The following is a 24,126-nucleotide window of genomic DNA, read 5'->3' as shown; positions in this document are numbered from 1 at the left end:
GAGAATTTTTTTATCTGTATATTACTGACCTTCTCCCAAGCGAGCATCAGTATTTCCACCGACTTTTCTACATTCACCCAGCTATAAAAAAGGCTTCTTTACTCGCCTTTATCCCTTTTATTTACCCTCTGAAATCTCATCATCAATACACCTTTATAATTATGCTGTTAGTGCAGAATAGCTATATGCTTTAAGAAGTGTTTTAGCATAAAGAGCATACGTGTGAACGAGGATGTAAAACCTATCGCCGATCCACCACTGAAGCCTATTAAGCGATTTCGCTTTATACGTAAGCTACTATTTGTTTTGTGCTGTGCCATCTTGATCCTTGCCGTTGGGATTCCAATGTGGCTTGCCAGTAAAGGGATCGTCATTAATGCGATCTCTGGTATTCGCTTATTCCCACAGATCCAAATCGATCATGTATCTATTGATATCAGCGACACCAAGATCAATGCACATCAATTAACGATTGATAAATATTTTGACGATCAGAGTGCGATCTCTTCAGCTTCATGGCGCATTTCAGCAACAACAACGGAAGTATTCTTACCTAGCGAGGTACAAGCCTATTTGAAGGAAATTGGTTATGATTTTCCGTACTTCTTACTCAGTAATACTGCACTTAACTTTACCGATCTTTCGAATCCCTACGTATTCAGTGCGAGCTCAGATTCACTCAGCGTGCAAATAAACCTCCCTTTGGCACAGCCTCGTATTCAACACCAAGAGCTGAACAACATACACTTAGTGATAGCCACTAAGCCTTATGTGGCCATTTCAGGTATTGTCGAAGGCGGGCAACTCAATCTATTTATTCCTGCCATTTTGAATAAGCTGGCAACGGAAAGTAAAAAGCAAAACAGCCACATAAACAAATCCAGCCATAGCGTGGCTCGTTCAACACCGGCTCCCACTCATCAACAAAAACAACAACAAAGCACGCCTATTTATCCAACTCAACTTGCTAAGGGCAATTTTTCAATATCATGGCAGGATGACGCTATACCGCTCTCTATCAGCGTGAACAAGCTAACCCCCCAATGGGAGATGTTACCGCCAGAAGTGCCACAGCAGCTTACTGAGCTCCATTTTGAGATGGATATTGAACAACCCGCACAATCTATCAAACTACAAGCTGAAAACATTCATCTCGGGCACCCTAAAGTATTGCCTAATTTCATTCAACGTAGTGACCCAGACCATCAAGGCCTGCATCTTGGTGAAACCATCGCAAGCCTTGCAACCCTGCCACTGAACGTGCTTAAAGTGAATCACTTAATCTATGGCGATCTTATACGTGATGCCAAAGTCGTGCTCAAAACACCGCGCGCGCGTGATGAACGTGAAGACAGACAAGCAAGATTTAGAATGGAAGGAAAAGTTCTCGGGCCTGACCCCTATGATTTGAAAGTTCTGCTCAAACACAAAAATGATAAAGAAGCGAACTTTAGCGGGCTAATTAAAGGCCCAAAAGGCAATACATTAGATTGTAAGGCCGAAATAGAGTTTATCGACCCCTTACCACAGATGCTCTTTTGCCAAGCGAACTTTAAGAATACCAAGGACATAATGAGTCGTTTTGCGCTGACTCATCTCCCCAGCGCAGAGCTAAATGCCCCAATCACTGTCACAGCATCAAGGGTGGCGAGCACCAAATATAATCAAGTTGTTGATAGGCGGCTAATCGATGCTTATTACAAACTGGCCGTACAGCTCCCTTCGACACTTAATGTAAAACTCAACCAATTTGCACTGCCAGGTAAACACATTAGTGATCAGCCTGCATCAACTAATGTAGAGACGATTACATTGAGCACCGATGGCGTACTCAATCTCAAAGCGCATTACCGTAATCGAGTGCTAAAACTCAGCCTTGAAGATGATGAAGAAAAGATTGCACTGTCAACGCTATGGGGTGACAAAATATCTTTACTTATCGATGATTTAACATGCCAGAACCCAGAGTTACAATGTCACTTAAGTGGAAAAGCCAGCAGTAAAATAGCCCAATTTTTACCACTCAAAGGTATTAAACTAAACGAATTAACGGCTCAAGCTGACTATCAGTTTTCATGGTCAACGCAGGCTTACGGGTTAATACTGAGCCAGCTTCAGCTAAATATCGACACTATTAGCCTTGAAGAACGCCTACTCGGTAAACACCTCAACTTGCTAAATGCTCAGCAAACTGCGTTGCAAATTGACCGTTTAACCATGAGTAAAACTGCAGAAAACACTTATAGTCGGCTACTGCTACCGGAAAACTCTCTGATCACACTCAATACCAATCTCTTCGGTGAGCAAACAATCAGAGATCAAGATGGCCAACCTATCCATCAAACACATCAAGTAAAACGCGCTCTACTACCCGTTCAGAAATACGAAGCAAAAACAGAATTAGTTTTACAAGGGCTCAACTTCACTCTGGGTAAGACGTTTGCGCTCTCTACACGCTATGACTTAGCGACTCACTTAAAACAAAACAACCAACGTTTTCCTAAGTTCTCAACGAAAGGTAAGCTCGCTTTAACCCCTGAAAATTGGCACTTTGACGGCGAGTTAGATAATTGGAAACAAGCAAGACTCGCTAAATACACGGTTCGCCATCAACCCAAGCACGAACAGACCACTATAAAGTTACACCGTAATGAAATAACATTTAACAGCAAGAAAACATTGAAGAAATACTACTTCCCCCAATTTCCTCTCGACTACGATTTTACCCAAGGTAGTATCAGTTACGATGGTCACTTGACGTTACGTGGTAACAATCTTTATGGCCGAATGGGTTTATTCAGCAACCAGCTGACAGGAGAATTGTATGGCTTTCGATTTGGCAATGTGAATACCTCCATCACGACAGACATTACACCAAAAGGGATTAAATCGCGGCACCCTATTAGCATCCATGCTGAACTTTTCCATGCTGGCGCATTGTTTGAAGATATTGCAGCTAACTTTGAATTTGATACCCACCAGCAGCGCTATCAGCTACAACGCGTTCATGCGGACGTATTAGGCGGCAAGATCAGTCTACATAATGCAACCAGCTCCAGCCTACTTAATGTACCCCCGCAAAACATTCGAGTACATGGTCTCGATCTTGCAGCACTTATCCAATTGCTGGAACAAGAAGACATAGAGCTAACAGGTATTGTTGATGGTGTGATCCCACTTGCGATTGAAGATGGCGCCCCCTCGATCAAGTCGGGACACTTACATTCGCGATACCCAGGCGGGATCTTACGGTATTTAGAAGGATCGGCGATTGATCAGAATGTCGAAGCCGCGGGTGAAAATAGTATATTGGTCGTTGGTAAGATTCTCAAAAATTATAACTACCACTCACTGGCGATTGATCTAGACTATTCTAAAGACGGTCAATTAAATGCAAGTTCACGATTTAAGGGCTTTAATCCTAGTTTTCAAAATGGACGCCCTGTACACCTAAATCTGAATGTGCAAGATGACATTCCAGCGTTACTCAAAACTATAAACGCGATTAACTCGTCGCAACTGGAAAGTCTTTTTTTAAAGCAGCTTGGTTTGAATGAGTAGATCTCTTTGATTAATTTATGCGCACATGTAGTTAAAGGTCGTAACCAATGGATATCATACAGCTTAAATTTTCATTCTCACTCACACTCCTCGCCGTACTCTTTATTGGTGCTACGTTAGGAATGATGGGATGCACACCAACCGTACAGGTTGCAGCATCAGACAAACCGATAGAAGTTAACCTGAATGTCAAAATTGAACATGAGATTAGGATCAAAGTCGACAAGGAAATAGATGACTTATTCAGCGATGACGATGTATTCTAGTTCGGCAGGGAGAATGCCATGAAAAAATACCTAATCTTTCTATTCGCTTTTTTGATATCAGCTCAGGCCTTTGCGCTCGAATTACAGGACGCCAAAGATCAAGGCCTCGTGGGTGAAACCAATAGCGGTTTTGTTGCGCCTATTACCTCTTCTCCTTCATCTGAAGTAAGAAAGCTTGTTGCAACCGTTAACCAGCAACGTAAAGCCAGTTACAAACGTATCTCTGTCTCTCATGGTCTTAGCCCCTCTGAAGTGGGTCGACTCGCCTATAAAAAGGCAGTGGATAAAACACGCCCTGGTCATTACTACCAAAATAGTGCGGGTAAATGGGTAAAAAAGTAATCGCAACTTAACCCTGAACACGACCTACCACTTACTCACCTGTTCTTTCACAGTATCTGCTTTATTCACCCAAGAATGACTTAAATAAACCAATATTGCTAAAAGGGTTTTATTGAATGTCGATTTTGCTGTATAACCCCTGCTTCTTTACTTTGTTACAGGTGACTGCAATGTCTAAATTCTTCTATAAAGGCCGTATCGAGAAAAAGCCTAAGCACGAAAGCTACGGATTCAATACTAAACGTAGTGCTAAATTAGGTACCGAGGACCAGCCACTGACTCTGATCGTAAACAACGAAGAGAAAAAAGAAGAAATCATGGCGATTTTGGCTGACAACGCACTTGTGGCAAACATCGAAGTTTCAGCAGATAAAGAAGAAAACCTGGTAGAGTTAAATGGTCTATTAAACAAACCAACAACGACCACGTTTGAAAAAACGCCTAACCGTAACGACCCATGTTCTTGTGGTAGCGGTAAAAAATACAAAAAGTGTTGTGCATAGCACGGGACTTAGAACGAATCGATTTACCGAGATAAAGCGCTCATCGTTCATCAAAAAAGCTGCACATTAATCGTGCAGCTTTTTTTATACTTAATTTTAGGACTAAACATTATCTCAAGCTGCTCGATGTTAGCGTATGATTTAATAAGTCATTTAATCAAATAACTGAGTCTAGTCGCTAAGCCATTTTCTGACACTTAACAAAAATGAAATTCGGATTTTTCGAAAGATGCTCATAGGTTTTTTCATCAATGACTTTGGCTTTTTCATCAACCTTGCCTTCCGTAATCTCAGTCACAGCTAAGCCATTCGATGTTATCGCTGTCATGATTTCTGTAAGGGAGCGGCGATAGAAAGTTACCTCAACAGGCTCGCCTACAGTATTCCATGTTTCAGTGATGCGTTCACGTTCAAAATAATTACCCGATAAACTGCATTCAAAATCAGCAAATGGATGATGAGTTGAAAACACCATATAACCACCCACTTTTAAGACACGATGGATCTCTTCAAATACAAACGACAGATCTTCAATATAATGCAGTACTAATGGGCAAATAATCACATCAAAACTGTTAGGTGCTTCGTTCGGTAACCCCTTTGTAAGATCATGGGCATATGCCGTGATACGGTTGCCAAATAGCGTACCCAACTTATTCGTCACCAAGTTGATCATATCTTGCGAGTAATCAATACACGTCACTGTTGATGCACCTTGCTTGAACAAGTATTCGGTATATACGCCAGTACCGCACCCTAAATCAAGAATATTGCAGTCTGTTAATTCGCCCAGCATAGCTTGCAGCGATGGGCGCTCTAAATGCGCGTTATAGATATTATTTTGAACAGCAGCATCGTACTTTTCAGCATGCTTTGAATACAGTTCAGATTTCATACATAGCCTAAGATAGAATTAAATAAATGGTTAAGCTCAGCAGGTGGAACCAAACAGCTTACTTTGCATTTTGCGGCTAAATAACAAGGCAAATTAGCAATGCAAGACAGGATGAGCATTATCACCTGTTATTATTGAACCTATGCTGATAGAAAGTCACTGATTGCTCAGATAAATCAAGTAAATGATTTTCTTGAGTCATAAAGCCAAGTCGCTCTAACACGTGGGCTGAGGCTGGATTGTCTTTTTCAACCCCACCAATCAATCCTAAAATCGAAGGCTGTGTTTCACACCAAGCCATAAAACCTTGTAAGCACTCTTTGGCAAAGCCCTTTCCCCATTCGGCTTCATCGAATAAATAACCGATGTGCGCCATGCTGGCTAATTCGCAATGATCCGCCGATGCTTGGTACAAAAAAATGAAACCAATTACCCGAGAACGAACAGCTTGCGCTTGTTCAGTGACTGATACAACAAATAGCCGACTGTCAGCCACCATTTTTTCAAGCCACTGTTGCGCTAATGGCTCAGTGTTAATACCTGAAAAATACGGTGGAAGTGATTTAACCACCTCAGGTGAGAGGATGCGGGTAATTTGATGAAGAAAGTCATCGTGATTGGCGACATAAGACGCAAGGTTGTCTGTACTACACTCGTCGACACTCAGCCGCGTAGTAACAAATACAGGCATATGGCCTTCTTTATGATGCGTCATCTTTTACTCCTTAATCACACGCTATTAGCAGCATATATCAAGAAGGTAGAAGTTAGAATAAGAAGTGGGGATATTGCCCCTCAGGTTGATGAGGGGCAGAATTTACTAATGCAGTCGCGATACTAACAGCAAGACCTAAGACTCAGAGCAGATCCCTGGTTCTGCGCTAGCCACTATGACGCTAATTACAGGCCTTTTCGGTATTGTGCGTTACTGGTTTGCGTTACAGCGTCACTCAATTCGGCAATTGCAGTCTCGTCTTTGTTGATTGCACGTGTGAACAAACCTATCAGTGTCGCTTTATCAACCGAGATTTGAGTGTCCGTTTTAATATCACGTAAATCCACAAAGTAATGCGAAAACTTGTCTGGCATATCCGTAATGATGTCAGTATTCATGAAGTTAAACTGACTATACATGGCGTTATGATCACCCTTTTGCTTATCAATGATAAATGATGACTCACGCATATTGATGATCGATGCCGTTTTCTTACAGCCTTTTAGACATTTGGAATCAAATGCTTTCACCTTACAGCCAACCGTTTGATGGAACAGGCACTGGCGACTCATTAAGATCATGATTGGGTGATAAATACTGTGGTGAAGTTCAAAGCCACTTGGGCGAATAATTGGCTTAATTTGCTTCTTATTCAATTCATTCGAAATAAATGCACCACGACAGCCAAACTCTTGCTTCAAGCACTCAAGGCTAAATGAATTAGATAGGTTTAGGTATGGCCCTGCAACCCATTCGATACCCAGCTCTATCGCTAAATGAGCAACACCAGTATTGTTAGTGACGATACGCTTAGGCTTCACCGTTTCAAGCAACGCTTTGGCGGCTTCAAAATGGTCGCCAATCAAGATAGCAGGGAACCAAGGAACCAGATCTTGGTGCTCAGTAAATAGACTCACCATTTTTTTCACTTCGGTATGCAGTGAGTCAGGTAACTGGAAATACACTTTTGCACCCGCAGCCTGACAAGGCTCGATATCTTTCTTATTCGAGATAAGTACCGTTAGCTGTGGTGTTTCATCAACAACAGCTACTCGCGGTAAGCGAGGTGTATCTACAGGTTCAATCAAAGGTTTAGAACCATTTAGCCAAAAACTAATACGATCACGCAGTACATTTAACGCTTTAAATGCAATAAATACGTTATCAGCCAGCTGACTGATGTCGATATTTGTTAGTTGATGATCATTATCGCTGATGCTCTTAAACGATGAAGCCAGCAGTTCTTCATCAATGCTACGGCCATTTTCGCTCGCCGCAGCCAAAGTACCTTCCGTTTCTAACGTGTATTCAGCATCGCCTGCTGTTACACGCACACTCAAGGGCTGCCCTGCACTGCCTGAGAAATACAGATTCAGCGGTAGCTTATCAATATTCAGGTTTTGAATTTTCTCAGCAACAGTTTCAATAATCACTGTCTTATCGTCATACAGCTTTTGCTTCACTTGCTGAATGCTTTCATCGGTTTTACAGCTGTAGATCTTAGTAAAATGCTGAATCGAGTTATCACGAGGATTATCAATAAACATATTTTTATTGATATCGCCTTGTAAGTACGAGTTCGAGAAATCACGGTTAAAAACGGTATATAACGAAGACTTATCCGTTAATAGCGCTTGATTATCACAATAGCGTTGGATTTGCTGATTCCACTGATCAACGACAGTGTACACATAGTGGGATTTCTTAATGCGCCCTTCGACTTTCAGCGAATACACACCTGCATCTGCCAGTGCTTCCATGTCTGAAAATGCCGAGTTATCTTTCATGTTCAGCGGATAATCTTTGCCTGCATTAGTCGTTTTATACTGATCGCGACAAGGCTGGCTACAGCGTCCACGGTTACCCGAGTTACCATTTTTCACTGAGCTGATATAACACAAGCCAGAGAAGCCGATACAGTAAGAGCCGTGCACAAACACTTCCATTAACATGTTGTGATTACGGCCTACCGATGCAAGGTGCTTGATCTCATGAATGTTCAACTCACGCGATAAGTTCACACGGCTAGCCGTTAGCTTGCTCAAAAAAGCAATCTGACCTTCGTTATGGGTATTGATCTGAGTCGATGCGTGCACATCTAACGTTGGGAAGTGTTTCTTTAGAATATAAAACAGACCGAGATCTTGTACGATCACGCCATCAATCTTGGTATTCACCAGCTTATTGATTAAACGAACCAATGCCGGGATTTCACTTTCTAAGATAATAATATTTAGAGTAAGGAAGATCTTACAATCGTATTCATGCGCTAATCGAACGATGCCATTTAAGTTATCAAACGTTAGATTGGTTGCCCTATTACGGGCATTAAAATTATCTAGCCCACAATAAATGGCATCTGCGCCAGCGATGATAGCCGCCTTGATTGACTCAATATCACCACCTGGTGCCAATAACTCAAACTTGTTTCTCATAGTGACAGAACTCACGTAATACACTCTCAACCTTACTTTTTGTGCGGAGTATTTTACGTGGTTCACACTTTTTGTCTAATCGTAGATTATTTGTGACTGAATCAGGTGTTTTTTACCGCAATTCCAATCGCATCTGCCAGTGCTTGCAGCTGTTTTTCATCATCTAAACGCACCGACCACTGGATACCACTACCTGTTGCTGTGACCACATTAGCGCCACGACCGATTAATGTCACTTCATCAACCTGAGCTTGCATGGTGACGCGTGCTTCACCATCAATACGTACAACCAGTTCATGTTGATTGGCAATGATCTTACCTGTTGCGAAATTAATAACCATTTATGTTCCTGTATACTCGTTGACTCATTTATTGCTTTTATACTAACTAATCTGCTTTCTTACCTAATACCGCCATGGTGATACGGCTGGTACAAATTAAACGGCCGCGTTCATCCTTCAACTCTATTTGCCAAACTTGGGTTGTCATACCGGTATGAAGCGGTGTTGTTTTCCCTGTAACCGTACCCGTGCGCATAGGTCGAATATGGTTAGCATTAATATCTAAACCCACACAATAAAGCCCTTCATCTACGCACATGTTCGCGGCTACTGAGCCCAGGGTTTCAGCTAACACAACAGAGGCACCACCATGCAACATGCCAAAAGGCTGATGGGTTCTGGCATCAACAGGCATGGTTGCAGACAAACTATTGTCATCAAATTCGGTATAGCGAATACCTAAATGCTCAACCAAGGTGTTTTTTGAACTCGCATTGAGCTCGTCTATATCAATTTTTTTATGCCAAATCGCCATGGTTGCTCCTTATATTTTGAGACAAATCTTAATCGCTCTCGCAGTTATATAAAAATGCTTTTTCAATAACTTTCAATTTCATACATTCTTGCTTCATACTTAGAAGTAATTAAATGGCATGAAATGTGAGGCCGTGAAGCTCGAATCTTATGAACAACGGTCTCTACACACTATCAAGGAGCGAATGGAGCCTCGCTATGCGTCAATATACTCATTTATTACTGGGTGGTTTAGTTGCCAGCAGTATGCTGTTAAGTGGTTGTTCTAGCTCTCCAACGGGCAGGCAGCAAATGCTGTTGTTTTCTGAAAATGACATGTCTCAAATGGGCGCTCAGTCATTTGAACAACTCAAGCAACAAGAAAAAATCAGCACAGATGCAAAAAAACAACGATATGTTCAGTGTGTCACAGATGCAATAACAGCAAAGGTAGGCCCGCTACAAGGTTTTGATAAATGGGAAGTGGTGGTCTTTGATAGCGATCAGGTCAACGCCTTTGCTCTACCGGGCGGAAAAATTGGTGTTTATACTGGCTTGCTAAAGGTTGCGACCAATCAAGATCAACTGGCGACGGTAATTGGCCATGAAATTGGTCATGTATTAGCACAGCACAGTAATGAACGTTTATCGCGTTCTCAGCTGGCCGATGCTGGTTTACAAATCACAGGAGCAGCAATAAGTGGTTCACAATACAGTGGCGCAGCCATGGCTGGCCTTGGCTTAGGCGTACAGTACGGGATCTTAATGCCTTATGGTCGCGCGCAAGAATCTGAATCTGACATTATTGGCCTTCAGTTAATGGCTGAAGCAGGCTTTGACCCCAATCAAAGCGTTTCACTCTGGCAAAACATGGCGAAAGCATCAGGTGGCAACCAACCGCCAGAATTGTTATCGACCCACCCTTCGCACGATACCCGTATTGATGATTTGAAAGAAGGTATTGCATCGCTGCCAGCTTATAACCAAGCCAAACCAAATTGTGATGCAATCTAATCAATTAGACCACTCTCACTCAATAAAGGCGTATCTGTTACGCCTTTATTGGTTTAGTCCTGCGTTTATCCCGTATTGATTAATCGAGTCATACCTATAACCACCATCCCTTTATAGCTCCGCTATAGTTATTACTCAGAAGAAAAAGAAACGTCATAACGATTTGGGAGGCTGCATGTGGACGTTTATTATTCCACTGTTTCTTGCCCTTGCAGTTGGCTACTTAGCACAGCGAACAGGACTGTGTATGGTGCGTGGTACTCATGAATTGTGGGCTAAACGCCCTGCTTTTCTGCTGACGATTTTACTATGTGGCTTTTGGTTTTGGTTGATTTTACCCAGCGACATGACATTGCCTGAGTCATTTAGCCATCAGCGTTACAGCGTCACACTTACTTTTCTGATCGGTGGGTTTTTCTTTGGCTTAGGGGCCTCGTTAAACGGAGGATGTAGCGTCTCTACCATCAGTAAACTGGCCAGAGGACATTATCACATGCTAGCCACTATCTCAGGGTGGGTTGTCGGCTGGTGTGGATTATCATCGCTGCCATTAGTACTCGATTACCCTGCCATTCCCGCTGTTACCACGCCTTCTTTAAGTGTGGTTATCGTATTATTCACCTTGGTCGCTCTCATCTTTTTCATCGTGCCAACAGAACGCAGAGCCATCTTACTCGGCATTATTCTTTTTGGCGTACTGGCAAGTATACTGACTTTACTCATGCCTGAATGGTCTCCGAGCCAATTGCTGAAAGACATTACCGCAGCTTCTATTCATCACCAACACGATCGTTGGCCAAGCCTATTGCGCTACTTGGTTATTCTTTTCTTAATTATCGGCATGGCGCTTGGCGCAAAGAAACGGCTGTCGCTAACTGAATTTACCTTAAGGCCAACACAATTACTCAAACACTTATTTGCTGGCTGCATTATGGGTATTGGCGCATCACTGGCACTGGGCGGTAATGATTCGCAGCTACTCTTGGCATTGCCCTCATTTTCACCAGCAGGTGCTGTATCAATCGTGATGATGGTGGTTGGAATAAGTTGTGGGATGGGATTAAAACGCTGGTTCAAACTGAACAAGCACACAAAGAGGTAAACTTGAAATAAACATTAAAAACCAGCAGCAAGGCTACTGGTTTATAAAAGTATATGTCGCTTTATTGGTATCGACCATGTCGCCACAAGAACTCAATTTTGTAACCATCAGGGTCTTGCACAAAGAAGAACTTAGCGAGTAACTCACCATTGCGGAAAAATTCTTTAATTTCCGCAGGTTCATAACCCAACGCTGTGAGCTTCTTATGCTCAGTTTCAAGATCGTCTACAGCAACTGCAATATGCCCATAGCCAGAGCCGTGCGTATAAGGCTCTTCAGTCCCTTCATTCCAAGTTAATTCTAGCTCCATGTCATTCTCTTCATTACGAAGATAAACCAGCGAGAAACCATCGAAATCCAGTTGTTCCGCAATATCAAGATCTAACGCTTGCTTGTAAAACGTAAGCGAAGGTTCAAGATCTTTAACTCGGATCATGCTGTGAATAATTTTAGCCATCTGACACTCCAGTCTGTAATCAGTTCTTATCTTGTTATTGCGACTGATAATAGCAACACAGCTACCATGGCTCAATATTTTCTCATCTAACCTATTGAGATCACATTAAGTTTTCTATTTGTGATATCCACGCCCATATTTCATGTCGCAGTGTTGTAATCTTATTTTATGAGGAGGCGCTATGCATTTAGAGCGTATTGAGATTTCAGGGTTCCGTGGCATCAAACGTATGTCATTATCGTTCGATGAATTAACCGTGTTAATCGGTGAAAACGCATGGGGTAAGTCTTCTCTACTTGATGCGCTAAGTATTGCATTACCGACTGATGCCAATTTTTATACCTTCAAGTTTTCTGATTTTCATGTCGATTACGCCATTGGCCATGAAAAAATGTCTCAGCTGCATATAGTGCTCCATTGGCATGAAGATTACCCATCAGAATCAAAAGCACGCCGTTATCGTAGCTTTGCCCCACTTTGGGTCAGAAAAGACGGCATCAAACACCTCTATTACGAAATTTCGAGCACTATCGAAGGCGATAAAGTAACGACAACTCGCTCCTTTTTAAACAGTAAAGGACAACACATCACATGCGATAACAACGATAAGCTTGTGAAGCAATTAATGGTGCTCCACCCTGTGGTACGCATTCGCGATGCACGGCGCCTGCATGATAAAAACCCGCAGAATAACTCTGTAGATAAACCTCTAACGCAACACACGGGCAACCACTCATCGAAACAAGGTGCACAAAACGGACATAACGGTAACGGCCATGCTTCCTCCTCACCCCATAATGGTAACCATACAGAATCAGATCTTGTGGCTAAAAATAATCGGATTCAACGTCGGTTAGACAACACGTGTCGCCGCCTAATGACTAGCCCAGGGCATGTTAATTCGGGGGAACTCAAAAGCAGCATTAATGCGCTACGTTCATTAGTGGATCATTATTTTGCCTTTACGCCACACAATCGCAGCGAAAAATTTAATCGAGCCCATTTTCCTAGCTACATACAAACCAATACCAATCCATTAGAGCAACTTAGCCAGCCGCAAATGACCAAACAAAGTCGTTTAGTCTTGATGGGGCTACTTAATGCCTATATTCGAGCGCGTGGACCAGTTGAGCTAAAACGGATCTCTCGGCCGATTATGATTCTGGAAGATCCTGAAGGACGATTACACCCGACGATTTTACATCAAGCATGGGCATTCATAGATAGCATGCCAATGCAAAAGATCTTAACCACCAACAGCCCAGATCTTATTTCAACTGTACCGATCCATAGCATTAAAAAACTGATCCGCGAGCCTGATAAAACACAGCCTCATTCGCTCACCCCAACGACCTTGTCAAAAGACGAAGAGCGGCGCGTTTCTTTTCATATTCGGCTACATCGCCCTAGCGCTATGTTTGCACGAGCTTGGTTGCTGGTGGAAGGTGAAACGGAAGTCTGGCTGTTTAATGAATTAGCGATGCTATGTGGCTACCACTTTGCTGCGGAAGGTGTACATATTATTGAATTTGCCCAAAGCGGCCTCAGACCCTTAATTAAAGTCGCCCGTAGCATGGGTATAGAATGGCATTTGGTGTCTGATGGCGATATGGCTGGGCGTCGCTACGGTGACACGGTAAGAAGCATGTTGGGTAACGATGCAGAACGTCATCGCTTAACCGTCTTGCCCGACAGGGATATTGAGCATTTCCTTTACAATAATGGTTATGAACCTTTATTTCGAGAGCTAGCCAACATTACCAGCGATGCTCCCATGCCACCGCGTAAAATCATTCGACGGGCATTAAAGCGGTATGCAAAACCTGATGTTGCGCTGGCAATGGTGGCCTATTCAGATGAACACGGCCAAGAAAAGATCCCACTGCTGATTCGTTGGATCTTAAAACGCATAGTAGCCATGTCGCGCGGACTTGGCTAGCCGATACAGTACGATCCGCACTATTGCGGATCTTACTTCTCATTTTTCACTTCTAGGGTTATGGCTTCAGGGATTATTGCTTTTCAAAAAACAGGGTGACTTTCCCAACTGTGAAGCCAAATTTACTCATGTTTGCCACATTGAACATTCGCACCTGATCTTGTCGATACATCCAATCATCAAAAGCAATATCGTAAGTGGTATCATCCACAGGTACACGCAGGGTATATTGCCAGTTTAAGGCATTGCCCGCTACGATTCCTATCGCTTCACCTATCACATCATCCGCCTCGCCTATGTAGGTGCCATCCGCATTTTTTGTAATGCTCCAAATACGTTGCTGCTTTTCACCATCATCAAACACAAAGTCTTCTGTTAGCGTTAGGATATTACCTGTCACCACCCCACGGATTTTAACGTCAAATCGGCGAGTTTGTACCCCACTGCGATCTTGTAACATGCCCCAAGCCAGAACATCCCCTTCAAAATATTCAAACAGCTCAAATGACGGTGTTGTGGCATGGTATTCGTCAATCGCGTTTGAACAGGCTGATAAATGTAAAACAAAAACTAAGGCCACTAAGCAGCGCAAAAGCGCAAACTGAGAAAAATAGCGCGATAGCATGATAGCTCCCTTTTCAATCTTATTGTTAGATGGGTCTAGATCCAATTATGATGACTGCCCAATAAGTTGCTGTCTTAGTTTTGGATAAGCAGTTTGAGGTGATAGCCAAATGTTAATAAAAGCAGATGAGACTTTTGGGCTAGATAATTGACCGAGTTGAATAATGCCTTGCTTGTTTGTTGCATGTTTCGCGTTTGCATCGAAATAAAAAGTGCCGCCTTGTGCGTTTAACTCAAAAATAAGACGATCCCCCTTTTTCACATCGGGCCACAGCACGGCAAGTTCTGATAACCATTGCTGACGTTGACTGACACTGAAGCCTAAATGCTTCCACTGATCATCGGTAGCTTCCAGAAGATCATCTTTATCTATATCTCTCTGATACCGGATGACTAAGGCCATATTCTGCTCACCACTGGCTGCATTGCCACTGTATGAACCTGATGGTGTGCGTAATTCAGAGTGGTAGATGTCCCAAGGGCCCCACGTTAATTTTGCATAACCCACCGATTGCCAAGTCAGCCACTGCGGAGTGGTGTTCCCCGCACTCGCAGAGGCTATTGCAGAAAATAAAAACGTTGTTAGCGCAAGGCTGATAGTAATAAAGGCTGTTGTTAATGATTTCATGATGACCTCTGAGATGCTGAAAACATACTCAGAAGCGTTAGTAAAATGTAAGAAAGAGCCAACCAACATAAAGCAACCATCAAGGCGGTATTCACCCAGCCTAACGGCCATTCAACGGCTTCTAGTCGGTTTCCTCCAATGTAACTCAACATACCACCAACACTTCCTAATACTATAAGTACGTTGGAAGAGTAAGATTGGATTACTTTTCTGCTGATCCATATAAAAGAAGTAAAACCAAACCACATCAAAATAAGCCATAGAGGGAAGCCACCATCAGGGAATAAATAAAAACCCGTATGATATAAAGTGGCATCCATTACGATTCCGATCAGGCTTGCAGATAATACAAACCGCCAGTTCACAGAAAAAAACCACCAGCTCATTATTAGCATAAGCACTAGCAGGTAAATAAAGCGATACTGCCCCCACACTGCCAATATCCAGTACACATTAAAGCCGCAGGTAACCATTAGAAATTGCAGTTTATCTTTTCTATCACTGCTTGGTTTATCTGCACCTGTTTTATTGGTTGAGGGCATATACCGTCTCCATACATGATTTGTTAACCAGCCCTGCTAACAACGCCATTGCGGACGACTGGCCACAAGCTGAATTGTACTGATGCTGCGTTCCAAAAATCCGCCTTCGCAATAGCAAAAATAGTAGCGCCACATACGAATAAAGCGTTCATCATAGCCAAGATCGTGCAACCTTGAGGTTTGCTGATTAAACGCCTGATGCCAGTCCGATAAAGTTTGAGCATAGTCCAAACCTATGTCTTTCAAATCTCGAATCACAAAATCAGAGTGCTTGGTCATTTGCTCAGCCAACACAGTGACAGACGGTAAAAATCCCCCAGGGAAAATATGTTTTTGAATAAAATCAACCCCACGGCTGTAGCTCTCATAACGCTGATCAACAATGGTGATAGCCTGAATAGCCAATAATCCATTGGGTTTCAGTAATGACTGACATTTCTTGATATAGGTTGTCAGGTATTCTTTACCAACAGCTTCGACCATTTCAACCGACACCACTTTATCGTATTCACCGGTTAAATCGCGGTAGTCATCAAGTAACAAGGTCACTTGCCCGCTTAACCCTTCTTGCTCTATGCGCGCTTTTGCCCATAGGTGCTGTTCTTTAGAAATGGTGGTTGTAGTGACTTGGCAACCGTAATGTTTCGCGGCATGAATAGCTAATGCGCCCCAACCCGTACCAATTTCTAATAAATGATCATCTTTGGTCAGTTTGAGTTGTTGGCACAAACGATCCATTTTATTGAACTGCGCCTCGGCTAAGCAATCTTGCTCTGAATGATAAATCCCACTTGAATACAGCATCTCTTTGTCGAGAAATGTTTCATACAAGGCGTTACCTAAATCGTAATGAGCTGAAATATTATCGCGAGCATTGTCCTTATTGTTACGACGTAACTTATGAGACACGACTTCACTAACGCGTGTCATCCAACCCGTCTTTGCTTCGAGCTTATCTAACGTCGGTAAGTTTCGCGCTAATACTTGGACAACTTTGGTAATGTCTGGTGAGTCCCACCATGCATCAATATAGGCTTCACCCGCAGCAATACTACCGCCAGATAGTAGACGTTTATAAAAGCCGCTGTGATTGACGCTCAACTGGGCTTGTAGTTCGGCGTGTTTATCCCCGAAGAAATGCGTTTCACCTTCACGCTCTATAACGGTTAATCCCACGTTGTTGAGCTGTGCTAAGACTTTAAAAATGACTTTCCTTGCAACATTTTGCATCGGAGTTACTTTTGCTGGTTGTTGATTAATATCACTTCTTAACATGGGTAATTCCTTACTTTTTCAATTCTGATGCTGCACTTTCAGGGTGGTCATGGAACCTCACCCCCTTGATCCACAATTTGAGTGCTTGCCAGTAAATCCCTATCACGACTTTGGCTGTCATTATTGGTGTCACCATCATCTGTTTGCGTAATGATGAAGAGGTAAACGGTTCGTATTTCATCATCATACTGGCATCAAATATCTTGGTGATGGCCTTTTCTACTTCTATATCCGTATCAGGTGTTGCTGAACTATCACAAGCAGGATCTTCACCGTGCACTTCAAGGTGAACACGTAATTGCTCAACCGGTTGTTTAATCTGCCAACGGTATTCTTGTTCCATCGGATTAAATGGTGAAACATGAAAAGCTTTTGGGGCTTGCCATAAGCGGCTTTCCCAACGCGATACCGCAGGGATCGCATAATAATGGCGTTCATTCCAAGGTGTATTACTCACCTCGGCAAGCATGTATTGCCACTCCCCCTGTTCATCAAACAAGTAATACAAATTAAGTGGACTAAAATAGAGGCCAAAATACCTAAGCTGGCACAATAGGAAGACTTTTCCTGTTATTACCTCACCCGTGAGTTCTGCAATCTTGTCTTGAGCGCCCTGCTTCAATTCAGCTAGATTACTCGCTTGACCATTAAGATAATCTGTGACCAAAAATCGTGCGGGATGCCACTTGGAAAAACCAAAACCGTTCACTTTGCTGGCTAATTCCTCTACCTCATCTAAATCAATAAATGGCATAAAGAGTGGATACTCAAAACTGTGTACCACAGGCGTAAAACGACGATGACGCACAGTCCCAACATAAATGCCGCTGCGCGACTGTGCCGCAGACTCGTATTGAGATAAGTCCGAAACTAAGGCTTCACCCTCAGCGGTAGATTTTCTGATCACGCTGTCCATTAGTACTGACCTGAGTGATTATTTGAGGGCATAAATGCTGCAGCATGCGAACTGGACACTCCTTGCGCATCATTAACATGACTTTTACTCATCAAGCTTTCATTGATGAGGTTTATATTCTTAACGACATCCAGTGCACTGCGTACGCCATCTTCATGGAAACCGTTATACCAATACGCACCGCAGAACCAAGTATTTGCAAGCCCATTAATACGAGGACGTTGCTGTTGCGCGGCAATGGACTGAGTTGTAAACACCGGGTGTGCATAGGTAAAAGTACGCAAGATTTTATCTGGATTAATACGGTCAGTTTGGTTGAGTGTCACACAGAAAGTTTCAGGTGACTCAATCCCTTGCAGTATGTTCATGTTGTACGTTAGTGCCGCTAAACGCTGGCTTCGCTCGTCTATTCCTTGGTGACCATCAGATAGTGACGCGGTAACATCATCACTTTTCGGCAGGTGATAATTCCATGCTGCCCATGCAGCACGCGACTTAGGCAGTAGATTGGTGTCTGTATGCAGTACCACTTCATTATCTTGGTAAGTCATGGCAGACAGCACGTCGATTTCATCTTGGGTTTTATCACCCAACAAGGCTAAAGCTTGATCGCTATGACAAGCGAAAATAACATGATCAAACTGTTCGTCTCCCCGTGTGCTGGTGACTGTCACACCATTTGTTTGGCGTGTCACTTGCTGAACCGGCGTGTTTAACGCGATAGATTGTTCAAAAGCAGGCGTCATTTTCCGAATGTACTCACGTGAACCACCGGGAATAACAGCCCACTGCGGTCTATTGGTGACATCCAGTAAGCCGTGATTTAAAAAGAAACGCAGGAAAAAACCTAAGGGGAAACCGCGCATGTCCGAAAGGGTTGATGACCAAATTGCCGCCCCCATAGGCAAAATATAATTAACCGCAAAATAGTCACTAAAATCATGCTGTGCTAAAAATGCACCTAGGGTTTGAGACTCACTCACATCGCCTTCACTGGCTGCCGCTTTCGCCAGTTTGTTAAAGCGTAAAATCTCATTCAAAAAACGGTAAAAAGAAGGCCGGAATAAATTACGCTTTTGGGCAAACAAGGTTGAAATTGTATGACCATTATACTCAAGTCCAGTGTCTTCATTACGTACACTGAAACTCATTTCGGTTGGCTGACCAACAATACCCACTTCTGCCATCAGTTTTTCAAAATGCGGATAAGTGCGATCATTGAATACAATAAAACCCGTATCAATCGCATACTCACCACTATCAACTGCCACATCTACAGTTGCGGTATGTCCACCAATGTAATCATTCGCTTCGAATAACGTGATGTCGTGATCTTGGTGCAGATACCAAGCTGAAGTCAGCCCAGAGATCCCTGAACCTATAATTGCTATTTTCATGCTGCCTTCCCTGTCATACGTTTAATGACTGACTGCTGTAACCCCATAGGTAACAACGCAATTGCTTTTAAGATAAAGCTGAATTTTTTCGGAAAATGAATTTCTCTATTACCCGCTTGAATTCCTTGGCGAATATAATAGGACGCAACTTCAGGCGTCACCAGCATAGGCATAGGGAAATCATTTTTATCAGTGAGTGGCGTTTTAACAAAACCAGGGCTAACCAAAGTAACTTTGATGCCTTTGTGCTCTAAATCTAGCGCCAAGGTTTGCGCTATATAGCTAAGTGCCGCTTTCGATGCACCGTAAGCTTCTGCTCGCGGCAAAGGAATGTAACTTGCAGTTGAACCAACAAAGACCAACTGACTTTGGTTACCAAGACGTGCCTGCATAGCTTCTACGCAATGAAGGAGCCCAAACACATTGACATCAAACACCCGTTTAAATAACGCAGTATCTACGTGTCCATTGTCGATATATTCACAAGTGCCAGCATTTAAAATAATCAACTTAGGAATGACGGCTAAGCTATCGAATGCCGCTTGAGTCGCAGCTAAGTCGGTTACATTAAACGCCAAGGTTTGTATATTGTTGCTCTGGGCTGACAATGCCGCTAAACGCTCTTGGTTCTGCCCACACGCAATAACCTGTAGGCCTTGATTGGCATAATCTAAAGCGAGCTGCAAACCGATACCCGAACTCGCACCTGTAATTAAAATATCAGCCTCGGGTTTAACACTCATTGACCTAACCTCGTTTTAATATGGCGAATGACTTTGCCCAGTAGCGGCACGCCTTCATAAATCATTTCACCTAAATCGAAATAATCTCGGTGAAAGACCACCTTATTGCCATCGAGCTCTAAGCGAGTACAGCCTTCGACTGTACGTGCTTTTCCCTTCTCAATATCAGGGTGCGAAAATGTCATGGTCCACTGCACAAAGGCCTGCTTTTCATCCACTAGCGAATGGTGAATCTGGAAATCACAACTCGTAATGTTGCTGTAAAGCTGAGCAAAATACTCATGGAGCGCATCCCAGCCTTCAATACGATGCGCTGGGTCTTCAAATACAATATCGGGATGATAGATAGCCTCTAAGTCGACTAAGTTATCCTTTCCTAACTGACTGTATACCGTAATAAAATTTGCTAATACTTGGTTAGAACTATCTATAACACCTTGAGTCATCGTCTTATCCTCTGCACGGCTAGCTATCTTGGTGCTCTATACCAAACACCTCTTTAAACGCTACCCTGTAACTTCCCTTGTTCATTGGCTCGTTTAAAGGTTTCAATTGCTAGCAATCTTGCCTGTTTATGATCCACTATTGGCTTGGGATAACTCAGCGTATGGGCACCTAGCCAAAGGTGTGGGCTGTGAATGAATTTATCAGGAACATCTTTCAGCTCCTTTATCCATTTACGAACAAATTCACCTTTCGGATCAAAACGTTGACCTTGTGTTGTCGGATTAAAAACGCGGAAATATGGTTGCGCATCTGTACCCGTTGATGCCGCCCATTGCCACCCGCCGTTATTGGAAGCCATATCACCGTCAATCAGGTGCGACATAAACCACTGCTCGCCTGCTTGCCAATGAATTAACAAATCTTTGGTCAAAAAACTCGCAACTATCATACGAAGACGGTTGTGCATCCACCCAGTCGCTTTTAGCTGCCGCATTGCAGCATCAATAATTGGAAAACCAGTCTCACCCTGCTGCCAAGCATGAAGCAGAGTTTCATCATTTTTCCATACCACATAGTTTGTCCATGCATGGAAAGGCTGTTCACGGCACAATTTTGGATTCGCATCCATCAGATGGCGGTAGAACTCTCGCCACACTAACTCGTTAAACCAAGTAAATGCCCCTGATTCTGGGTTTTCTAAACACTCAGGATATTCTGTCATCAAGCTATGAAAGCATTGACGAAGAGACAGCGCGCCTATTGCAAGATAAGGCGATAAACAGCTCGTACCATCAACGGCGGGATAATCACGGTTAGCGTGATAGTCCATGGCTTTCTCATAGCAAAATGTCAGTAAACGTTGGCGAATCGCTTCATCATCCACAGCCCAATCAATGCTTGTTGTTACGGGGTAACTAAAAGAATGCGTTGACTCTAAATCGGGATATTCTTTATTAAGCTCATCAAGATCACCTAAAATACTAGGGGTTGGCTGAACAAGTGCCCTTCCCGTTGACCGAATTTGCTCCCGATACACTTGAATCCAGCTTTTGCGAAAAGGCGTAAAGACTTTAAATGGATCACCTTGTTTATTGAGCACTCGTCCTGGTTCAATAATGCAATCGTCATCAAACACACTCAGCTTGATAGCTCGCGACGCAAGTTGCTCACCAACGTGTAAATCTCGCTGGTTTTCGTTGATCAAATACTGTTTATTGCAAAATACATGATCCACCTGATACTGCTGAGTGAGCGCTAAGATACAAGCTGGCACAGCAGCAAAGTCAGCCACTTCTTTTACAATTAGCGGAATATTCAATGCTGCAAGAGACTGTTTCAACTCAACTAAGCGGCGCTGAATAAAGTCAATTTTTATTGGCGCTTCATGGTGCTCATGCCACTGCATAGGTGTTGCAATATAAAGGGCAATCACTGGCTCTGAGACTTGGCGAAGTTGGCATGCTTGTAGTAATGCCGTGTTATCAACAACACGAAGATCATTACGTAACCAGACGAGTTTACTCATTGTTTCACCTCGCTATCTTGCCTTTCAGGCAAAGATCCATCCGAACTTATCTGCGCTAACTCAGGGTGAATCTGCTTAATCGTGCCGGTAATTTTAATTGGGATACCTGCCTTTGTTACCCAAGCGATAAGATCATTTAAGACTTTATTCTGTAAGGCTTTTTCGCCACCTATCACTACGGAACAAGCATTTACTTGATCTATCATTCTGTCTAACCCAAATAACTTCCCTTGATAGTTTTCTAGCAAGAAAGTACGCCGCCCCTGCTGCTTTGCTCTTAACAGTTCCAGCGGTAATTTATAACTACCCTCATTATCAAAACTCATGACGACAATGAGTTGCTTACCTGTTGATTTAATCTGCGCTTCGGTCGAGATTAAACATTTACGACAAAGGCTAATCCAAAACGCACGTTGCGCATCTGAAAGTGGTGTATCTAGTCCATCTAAGTGCTGCTGTATGGGGAAAAAAAACTGCTTTTCCAGCACAGACAATGGGTACTCTTTTAAGAGTTGGAGCACTGTTTTTTCAAGCGATTCTTTACTAAAGGCATCGATGCTTGCGAGCACCTCAGCGGTAATATCGAGCGCCTCTGCACTCACCATATTTGCTGGTGATTGCTCTAATAAAGGTTTCACTTTGCCGATAGAAACCCCTTTATCAAGCCAACTTAAAATAAGTTGAATTCGTTCAATATCGCTTTCTGAATATAAACGGTGGCCTTTTTCTGTTCGCGTTGGATTCAATAAACCATAGCGTCTCTGCCACGCCCTTAATGTCACCGTATTGACACCCGTTTTTTCAGACACGTCACTGATAGCGTACTGAGGCTTTTCCTGATGACGATTATTCACGCGCTGAGTGGCCGCTTTTGTATTACATCGCATAACGAAGTTTCAACTCTTGTGGGTATGGGTTTAGAAATACTTGAGTTTGCAAGTACGCATCTGGGTTTTGCTGTAAATGGTGATTAATCAAAGTCAGCGCCGCCAGCAGTGGCATATTGCCAACGCGGTAATCCATAATGAGATCCGCTAATTCTTTTTTCTGCTGCTTATCAAGATCACGTTTAAAATAACCTTGAAGGTGCATTAATACATTGGTGTTATTACGGCGATTTGCGCGGTTTTTAATCGCCTCCATAAATTGCAAACGGTAACTGTGGTAAAACTCATCCAAATCCCAGTCTGCAATTTCAGCCACCATTCGACCAAGCGATTTGTAGGCGACTGGGCAATGTGCCATCAAGACTAATTTATAACGTGAGTGGAACTTAACCAGCTTGGCTCTAGTGGGCTCATTCCCCATACAGTTGTAAAAGTCATTCAAAGTAAAGACACGAAATACAAAGTTCTCACGAAGGTATGGGTCTTGTAGGCGGCCGTCTTCTTCAATCGGTAACCATGGCATGGCTTCCATTAATTTTCGAGTAAACACACCAGCCGTGCCACCTGGAATCGTATTGCCGTTTTCCATATACAGTTTTACTCGCTCCATGCCACAGGTTGGTGATTTTGCACACACCACATAGCCACGTAGCTGACTAAGGCTAGGAATTTTCTTATCGCTAAAAATCATCATTTCATCGGTAAAATCTTTAGTGACATCTTTAGTGCCGACTAAGCGTTCTTCACCGTCTTCTGTTTTCATTAAACGTATTGTCGGGCGTGGAACAGGTAAACCAATCCCGACCTCAGGACAAATCGGCTGAAAGTCAAAGTAGTCAACAAGCTGCTCTTCAACAAAAATATTTCGTTTGTGTCCGCCATCAAAGCGAACTTTCTGGCCAATCACACATGCGCTTACACCTACTGGAATACCCATGAGTTTTTATCCTTTTAGTTATACAAGATTTACCATTTGTACAACTAAGAGTAGAAAATGGATCACTCTTGTACAAGAATTTTTTTTGTATAACTAATAAGCATCAAAATTAATACGCGATATGGATTGCATTTACGCGTCTAAGCTCATATTTTTGGGTATGTGTTTCTCTTTGATATTGA

The 24,126-nt window shown here is 42.9% G+C and carries 24 protein-coding genes; 7 read left to right on the top strand and 17 right to left on the bottom strand.

The genetic code is table 11. The features are described from left to right. Positions 1-222: 222 nt before the first annotated feature. The 4 genes from OCU77_RS18980 to OCU77_RS18965 all read left to right on the top strand — a co-directional run bounded on the left by OCU77_RS18980 (position 223) and on the right by OCU77_RS18965 (position 4,672). A complete protein-coding gene (locus tag OCU77_RS18980) occupies positions 223-3,561 on the top strand; it encodes a YdbH domain-containing protein (RefSeq protein WP_048897875.1) in 3,339 nt (1,112 codons plus the stop codon). 47 nt (positions 3,562-3,608) lie between these two features. Further along, entirely contained in the window at positions 3,609-3,827 is a 219-nt protein-coding gene (locus tag OCU77_RS18975) for a YnbE family lipoprotein (protein WP_048897874.1), read from the top strand. Between the two features lie 18 nt (positions 3,828-3,845). After that, the gene (locus OCU77_RS18970) at positions 3,846-4,169 is read left to right on the top strand and encodes a YdbL family protein (RefSeq protein ID WP_107302641.1); all 324 of its coding nucleotides are present in this window, start codon (positions 3,846-3,848) and stop codon (positions 4,167-4,169) included. A 170-nt stretch (positions 4,170-4,339) separates the two neighbouring features. Beyond that, entirely contained in the window at positions 4,340-4,672 is a 333-nt protein-coding gene (locus OCU77_RS18965; protein ID WP_048897873.1) for a PBPRA1643 family SWIM/SEC-C metal-binding motif protein, read from the top strand. Between the two features lie 178 nt (positions 4,673-4,850). Here OCU77_RS18965 and OCU77_RS18960 read toward each other — a convergent pair whose 3' ends face one another. The 5 genes from OCU77_RS18960 to OCU77_RS18940 form a co-directional block, all read right to left on the bottom strand. Continuing rightward, on the bottom strand, positions 4,851-5,567 hold the full coding sequence (locus tag OCU77_RS18960; protein ID WP_107302642.1) for a class I SAM-dependent methyltransferase: 717 nt from the start codon (positions 5,565-5,567) through the stop codon (positions 4,851-4,853). Positions 5,568-5,688: 121 nt separating this feature from the next. Next, positions 5,689-6,282, bottom strand: coding sequence for a GNAT family N-acetyltransferase (locus OCU77_RS18955; protein ID WP_107302643.1), 594 nt, complete (start codon positions 6,280-6,282; stop codon positions 5,689-5,691). Between the two features lie 185 nt (positions 6,283-6,467). Continuing rightward, positions 6,468-8,717, bottom strand: coding sequence for a peptidase U32 family protein (locus OCU77_RS18950; RefSeq protein WP_107302644.1), 2,250 nt, complete (start codon positions 8,715-8,717; stop codon positions 6,468-6,470). 101 nt (positions 8,718-8,818) lie between these two features. After that, positions 8,819-9,058, bottom strand: a complete 240-nt coding sequence (locus OCU77_RS18945; protein ID WP_048897871.1) for a DUF3389 domain-containing protein — start codon at positions 9,056-9,058, stop codon at positions 8,819-8,821. 46 nt (positions 9,059-9,104) lie between these two features. Further along, positions 9,105-9,533: a hotdog fold thioesterase gene (locus OCU77_RS18940; RefSeq protein ID WP_048897870.1), complete on the bottom strand. Its 429-nt coding sequence runs from the start codon at positions 9,531-9,533 to the stop codon at positions 9,105-9,107. 197 nt (positions 9,534-9,730) lie between these two features. Between OCU77_RS18940 and OCU77_RS18935 the strand changes: the two genes are divergently transcribed. Together OCU77_RS18935 and OCU77_RS18930 are read left to right on the top strand one after the other, a co-directional pair. Next, positions 9,731-10,525 (top strand): M48 family metallopeptidase, encoded by a 795-nt coding sequence (locus OCU77_RS18935; protein WP_107302645.1) that lies wholly within the window; start codon positions 9,731-9,733, stop codon positions 10,523-10,525. Positions 10,526-10,700: 175 nt separating this feature from the next. Further along, on the top strand, positions 10,701-11,627 hold the full coding sequence (locus OCU77_RS18930; RefSeq protein WP_244915167.1) for a YeeE/YedE thiosulfate transporter family protein: 927 nt from the start codon (positions 10,701-10,703) through the stop codon (positions 11,625-11,627). A 61-nt stretch (positions 11,628-11,688) separates the two neighbouring features. Here OCU77_RS18930 and OCU77_RS18925 read toward each other — a convergent pair whose 3' ends face one another. After that, complete coding sequence (locus tag OCU77_RS18925; RefSeq protein WP_048897869.1) at positions 11,689-12,084, bottom strand: VOC family protein; 396 nt, start codon at positions 12,082-12,084, stop codon at positions 11,689-11,691. A gap of 181 nt (positions 12,085-12,265) precedes the next feature. Here OCU77_RS18925 and OCU77_RS18920 point away from each other — a divergent pair, with 181 nt between their 5' ends. Next, positions 12,266-14,023: an ATP-dependent endonuclease gene (locus OCU77_RS18920; protein WP_107302646.1), complete on the top strand. Its 1,758-nt coding sequence runs from the start codon at positions 12,266-12,268 to the stop codon at positions 14,021-14,023. A gap of 73 nt (positions 14,024-14,096) precedes the next feature. Here OCU77_RS18920 and OCU77_RS18915 read toward each other — a convergent pair whose 3' ends face one another. From OCU77_RS18915 to OCU77_RS18865, 11 genes are read right to left on the bottom strand one after another with little or no spacing between them, the layout of a single operon-like run. Next, positions 14,097-14,648, bottom strand: a complete 552-nt coding sequence (locus tag OCU77_RS18915; protein ID WP_107302647.1) for a DUF3833 domain-containing protein — start codon at positions 14,646-14,648, stop codon at positions 14,097-14,099. A gap of 45 nt (positions 14,649-14,693) precedes the next feature. Then, entirely contained in the window at positions 14,694-15,275 is a 582-nt protein-coding gene (locus OCU77_RS18910) for a chalcone isomerase family protein (protein ID WP_053111767.1), read from the bottom strand. Further along, entirely contained in the window at positions 15,272-15,817 is a 546-nt protein-coding gene (locus tag OCU77_RS18905; protein WP_048897868.1) for a DUF2878 domain-containing protein, read from the bottom strand. The genes OCU77_RS18910 and OCU77_RS18905 overlap by 4 nt, the downstream gene beginning before the upstream one ends. A gap of 36 nt (positions 15,818-15,853) precedes the next feature. After that, positions 15,854-17,092, bottom strand: coding sequence for an SAM-dependent methyltransferase (locus OCU77_RS18900; protein ID WP_107302648.1), 1,239 nt, complete (start codon positions 17,090-17,092; stop codon positions 15,854-15,856). Positions 17,093-17,102: 10 nt separating this feature from the next. Next, a complete protein-coding gene (locus OCU77_RS18895) occupies positions 17,103-18,008 on the bottom strand; it encodes a DUF1365 domain-containing protein (RefSeq protein ID WP_084711725.1) in 906 nt (301 codons plus the stop codon). Then, positions 18,008-19,405 carry an NAD(P)/FAD-dependent oxidoreductase gene (locus OCU77_RS18890; RefSeq protein ID WP_107302649.1) on the bottom strand — a complete coding sequence of 466 codons (1,398 nt, stop codon included), beginning with the start codon at positions 19,403-19,405 and terminating at the stop codon, positions 18,008-18,010. Before OCU77_RS18890 ends, OCU77_RS18895 begins: the two co-directional genes overlap by 1 nt. Next, positions 19,402-20,148: an SDR family NAD(P)-dependent oxidoreductase gene (locus tag OCU77_RS18885; protein ID WP_107302650.1), complete on the bottom strand. Its 747-nt coding sequence runs from the start codon at positions 20,146-20,148 to the stop codon at positions 19,402-19,404. The genes OCU77_RS18890 and OCU77_RS18885 overlap by 4 nt, the downstream gene beginning before the upstream one ends. Next, the gene (locus OCU77_RS18880) at positions 20,145-20,594 is read right to left on the bottom strand and encodes a nuclear transport factor 2 family protein (RefSeq protein WP_048897867.1); all 450 of its coding nucleotides are present in this window, start codon (positions 20,592-20,594) and stop codon (positions 20,145-20,147) included. Before OCU77_RS18880 ends, OCU77_RS18885 begins: the two co-directional genes overlap by 4 nt. Before the next feature lie 53 nt (positions 20,595-20,647). Continuing rightward, positions 20,648-22,120: a deoxyribodipyrimidine photo-lyase gene (gene phrB, locus OCU77_RS18875; protein WP_048897866.1), complete on the bottom strand. Its 1,473-nt coding sequence runs from the start codon at positions 22,118-22,120 to the stop codon at positions 20,648-20,650. After that, on the bottom strand, positions 22,117-23,007 hold the full coding sequence (locus OCU77_RS18870; protein ID WP_053111765.1) for a MerR family transcriptional regulator: 891 nt from the start codon (positions 23,005-23,007) through the stop codon (positions 22,117-22,119). The genes phrB and OCU77_RS18870 overlap by 4 nt, the downstream gene beginning before the upstream one ends. Beyond that, positions 22,997-23,944: a YbgA family protein gene (locus tag OCU77_RS18865; RefSeq protein ID WP_048897865.1), complete on the bottom strand. Its 948-nt coding sequence runs from the start codon at positions 23,942-23,944 to the stop codon at positions 22,997-22,999. The genes OCU77_RS18870 and OCU77_RS18865 overlap by 11 nt, the downstream gene beginning before the upstream one ends. Between the last annotated feature and the right edge of the window lie 182 nt (positions 23,945-24,126).

This window comes from Photobacterium swingsii (genome assembly GCF_024346715.1).
In the GTDB taxonomy this organism is placed as follows: domain Bacteria; phylum Pseudomonadota; class Gammaproteobacteria; order Enterobacterales; family Vibrionaceae; genus Photobacterium; species Photobacterium swingsii.
Note: the sequence above shows the minus strand (reverse complement) of the source record. Positions and strands in the feature narration are given on the sequence as shown.

Excerpts from the sequence above, each read along its gene's own strand:
- OCU77_RS18975 (WP_048897874.1), top strand. The coding sequence starts at position 3,609 with ATGGATATCATACAGCTTAAATTTTCATTCTCACTCACACTCCTCGCC.
- OCU77_RS18905 (WP_048897868.1), bottom strand. The coding sequence starts at position 15,817 with ATGCCCTCAACCAATAAAACAGGTGCAGATAAACCAAGCAGTGATAGA.
- OCU77_RS18960 (WP_107302642.1), bottom strand. The coding sequence starts at position 5,567 with ATGAAATCTGAACTGTATTCAAAGCATGCTGAAAAGTACGATGCTGCT.
- OCU77_RS18910 (WP_053111767.1), bottom strand. The coding sequence starts at position 15,275 with ATGAAATCATTAACAACAGCCTTTATTACTATCAGCCTTGCGCTAACA.
- OCU77_RS18950 (WP_107302644.1), bottom strand. The coding sequence starts at position 8,717 with ATGAGAAACAAGTTTGAGTTATTGGCACCAGGTGGTGATATTGAGTCA.
- OCU77_RS18940 (WP_048897870.1), bottom strand. The coding sequence starts at position 9,533 with ATGGCGATTTGGCATAAAAAAATTGATATAGACGAGCTCAATGCGAGT.
- OCU77_RS18930 (WP_244915167.1), top strand. The coding sequence starts at position 10,701 with ATGTGGACGTTTATTATTCCACTGTTTCTTGCCCTTGCAGTTGGCTAC.
- OCU77_RS18920 (WP_107302646.1), top strand. The coding sequence starts at position 12,266 with ATGCATTTAGAGCGTATTGAGATTTCAGGGTTCCGTGGCATCAAACGT.
- OCU77_RS18890 (WP_107302649.1), bottom strand. The coding sequence starts at position 19,405 with ATGAAAATAGCAATTATAGGTTCAGGGATCTCTGGGCTGACTTCAGCT.
- OCU77_RS18965 (WP_048897873.1), top strand. The coding sequence starts at position 4,340 with ATGTCTAAATTCTTCTATAAAGGCCGTATCGAGAAAAAGCCTAAGCAC.
- OCU77_RS18865 (WP_048897865.1), bottom strand. The coding sequence starts at position 23,944 with ATGGGTATTCCAGTAGGTGTAAGCGCATGTGTGATTGGCCAGAAAGTT.
- OCU77_RS18870 (WP_053111765.1), bottom strand. The coding sequence starts at position 23,007 with ATGCGATGTAATACAAAAGCGGCCACTCAGCGCGTGAATAATCGTCAT.
- OCU77_RS18915 (WP_107302647.1), bottom strand. The coding sequence starts at position 14,648 with ATGCTATCGCGCTATTTTTCTCAGTTTGCGCTTTTGCGCTGCTTAGTG.
- OCU77_RS18945 (WP_048897871.1), bottom strand. The coding sequence starts at position 9,058 with ATGGTTATTAATTTCGCAACAGGTAAGATCATTGCCAATCAACATGAA.
- OCU77_RS18955 (WP_107302643.1), bottom strand. The coding sequence starts at position 6,282 with ATGACGCATCATAAAGAAGGCCATATGCCTGTATTTGTTACTACGCGG.
- OCU77_RS18935 (WP_107302645.1), top strand. The coding sequence starts at position 9,731 with ATGCGTCAATATACTCATTTATTACTGGGTGGTTTAGTTGCCAGCAGT.
- OCU77_RS18970 (WP_107302641.1), top strand. The coding sequence starts at position 3,846 with ATGAAAAAATACCTAATCTTTCTATTCGCTTTTTTGATATCAGCTCAG.
- OCU77_RS18880 (WP_048897867.1), bottom strand. The coding sequence starts at position 20,594 with ATGACTCAAGGTGTTATAGATAGTTCTAACCAAGTATTAGCAAATTTT.
- OCU77_RS18900 (WP_107302648.1), bottom strand. The coding sequence starts at position 17,092 with ATGTTAAGAAGTGATATTAATCAACAACCAGCAAAAGTAACTCCGATG.
- OCU77_RS18885 (WP_107302650.1), bottom strand. The coding sequence starts at position 20,148 with ATGAGTGTTAAACCCGAGGCTGATATTTTAATTACAGGTGCGAGTTCG.
- OCU77_RS18895 (WP_084711725.1), bottom strand. The coding sequence starts at position 18,008 with ATGGACAGCGTGATCAGAAAATCTACCGCTGAGGGTGAAGCCTTAGTT.
- phrB (WP_048897866.1), bottom strand. The coding sequence starts at position 22,120 with ATGAGTAAACTCGTCTGGTTACGTAATGATCTTCGTGTTGTTGATAAC.
- OCU77_RS18925 (WP_048897869.1), bottom strand. The coding sequence starts at position 12,084 with ATGGCTAAAATTATTCACAGCATGATCCGAGTTAAAGATCTTGAACCT.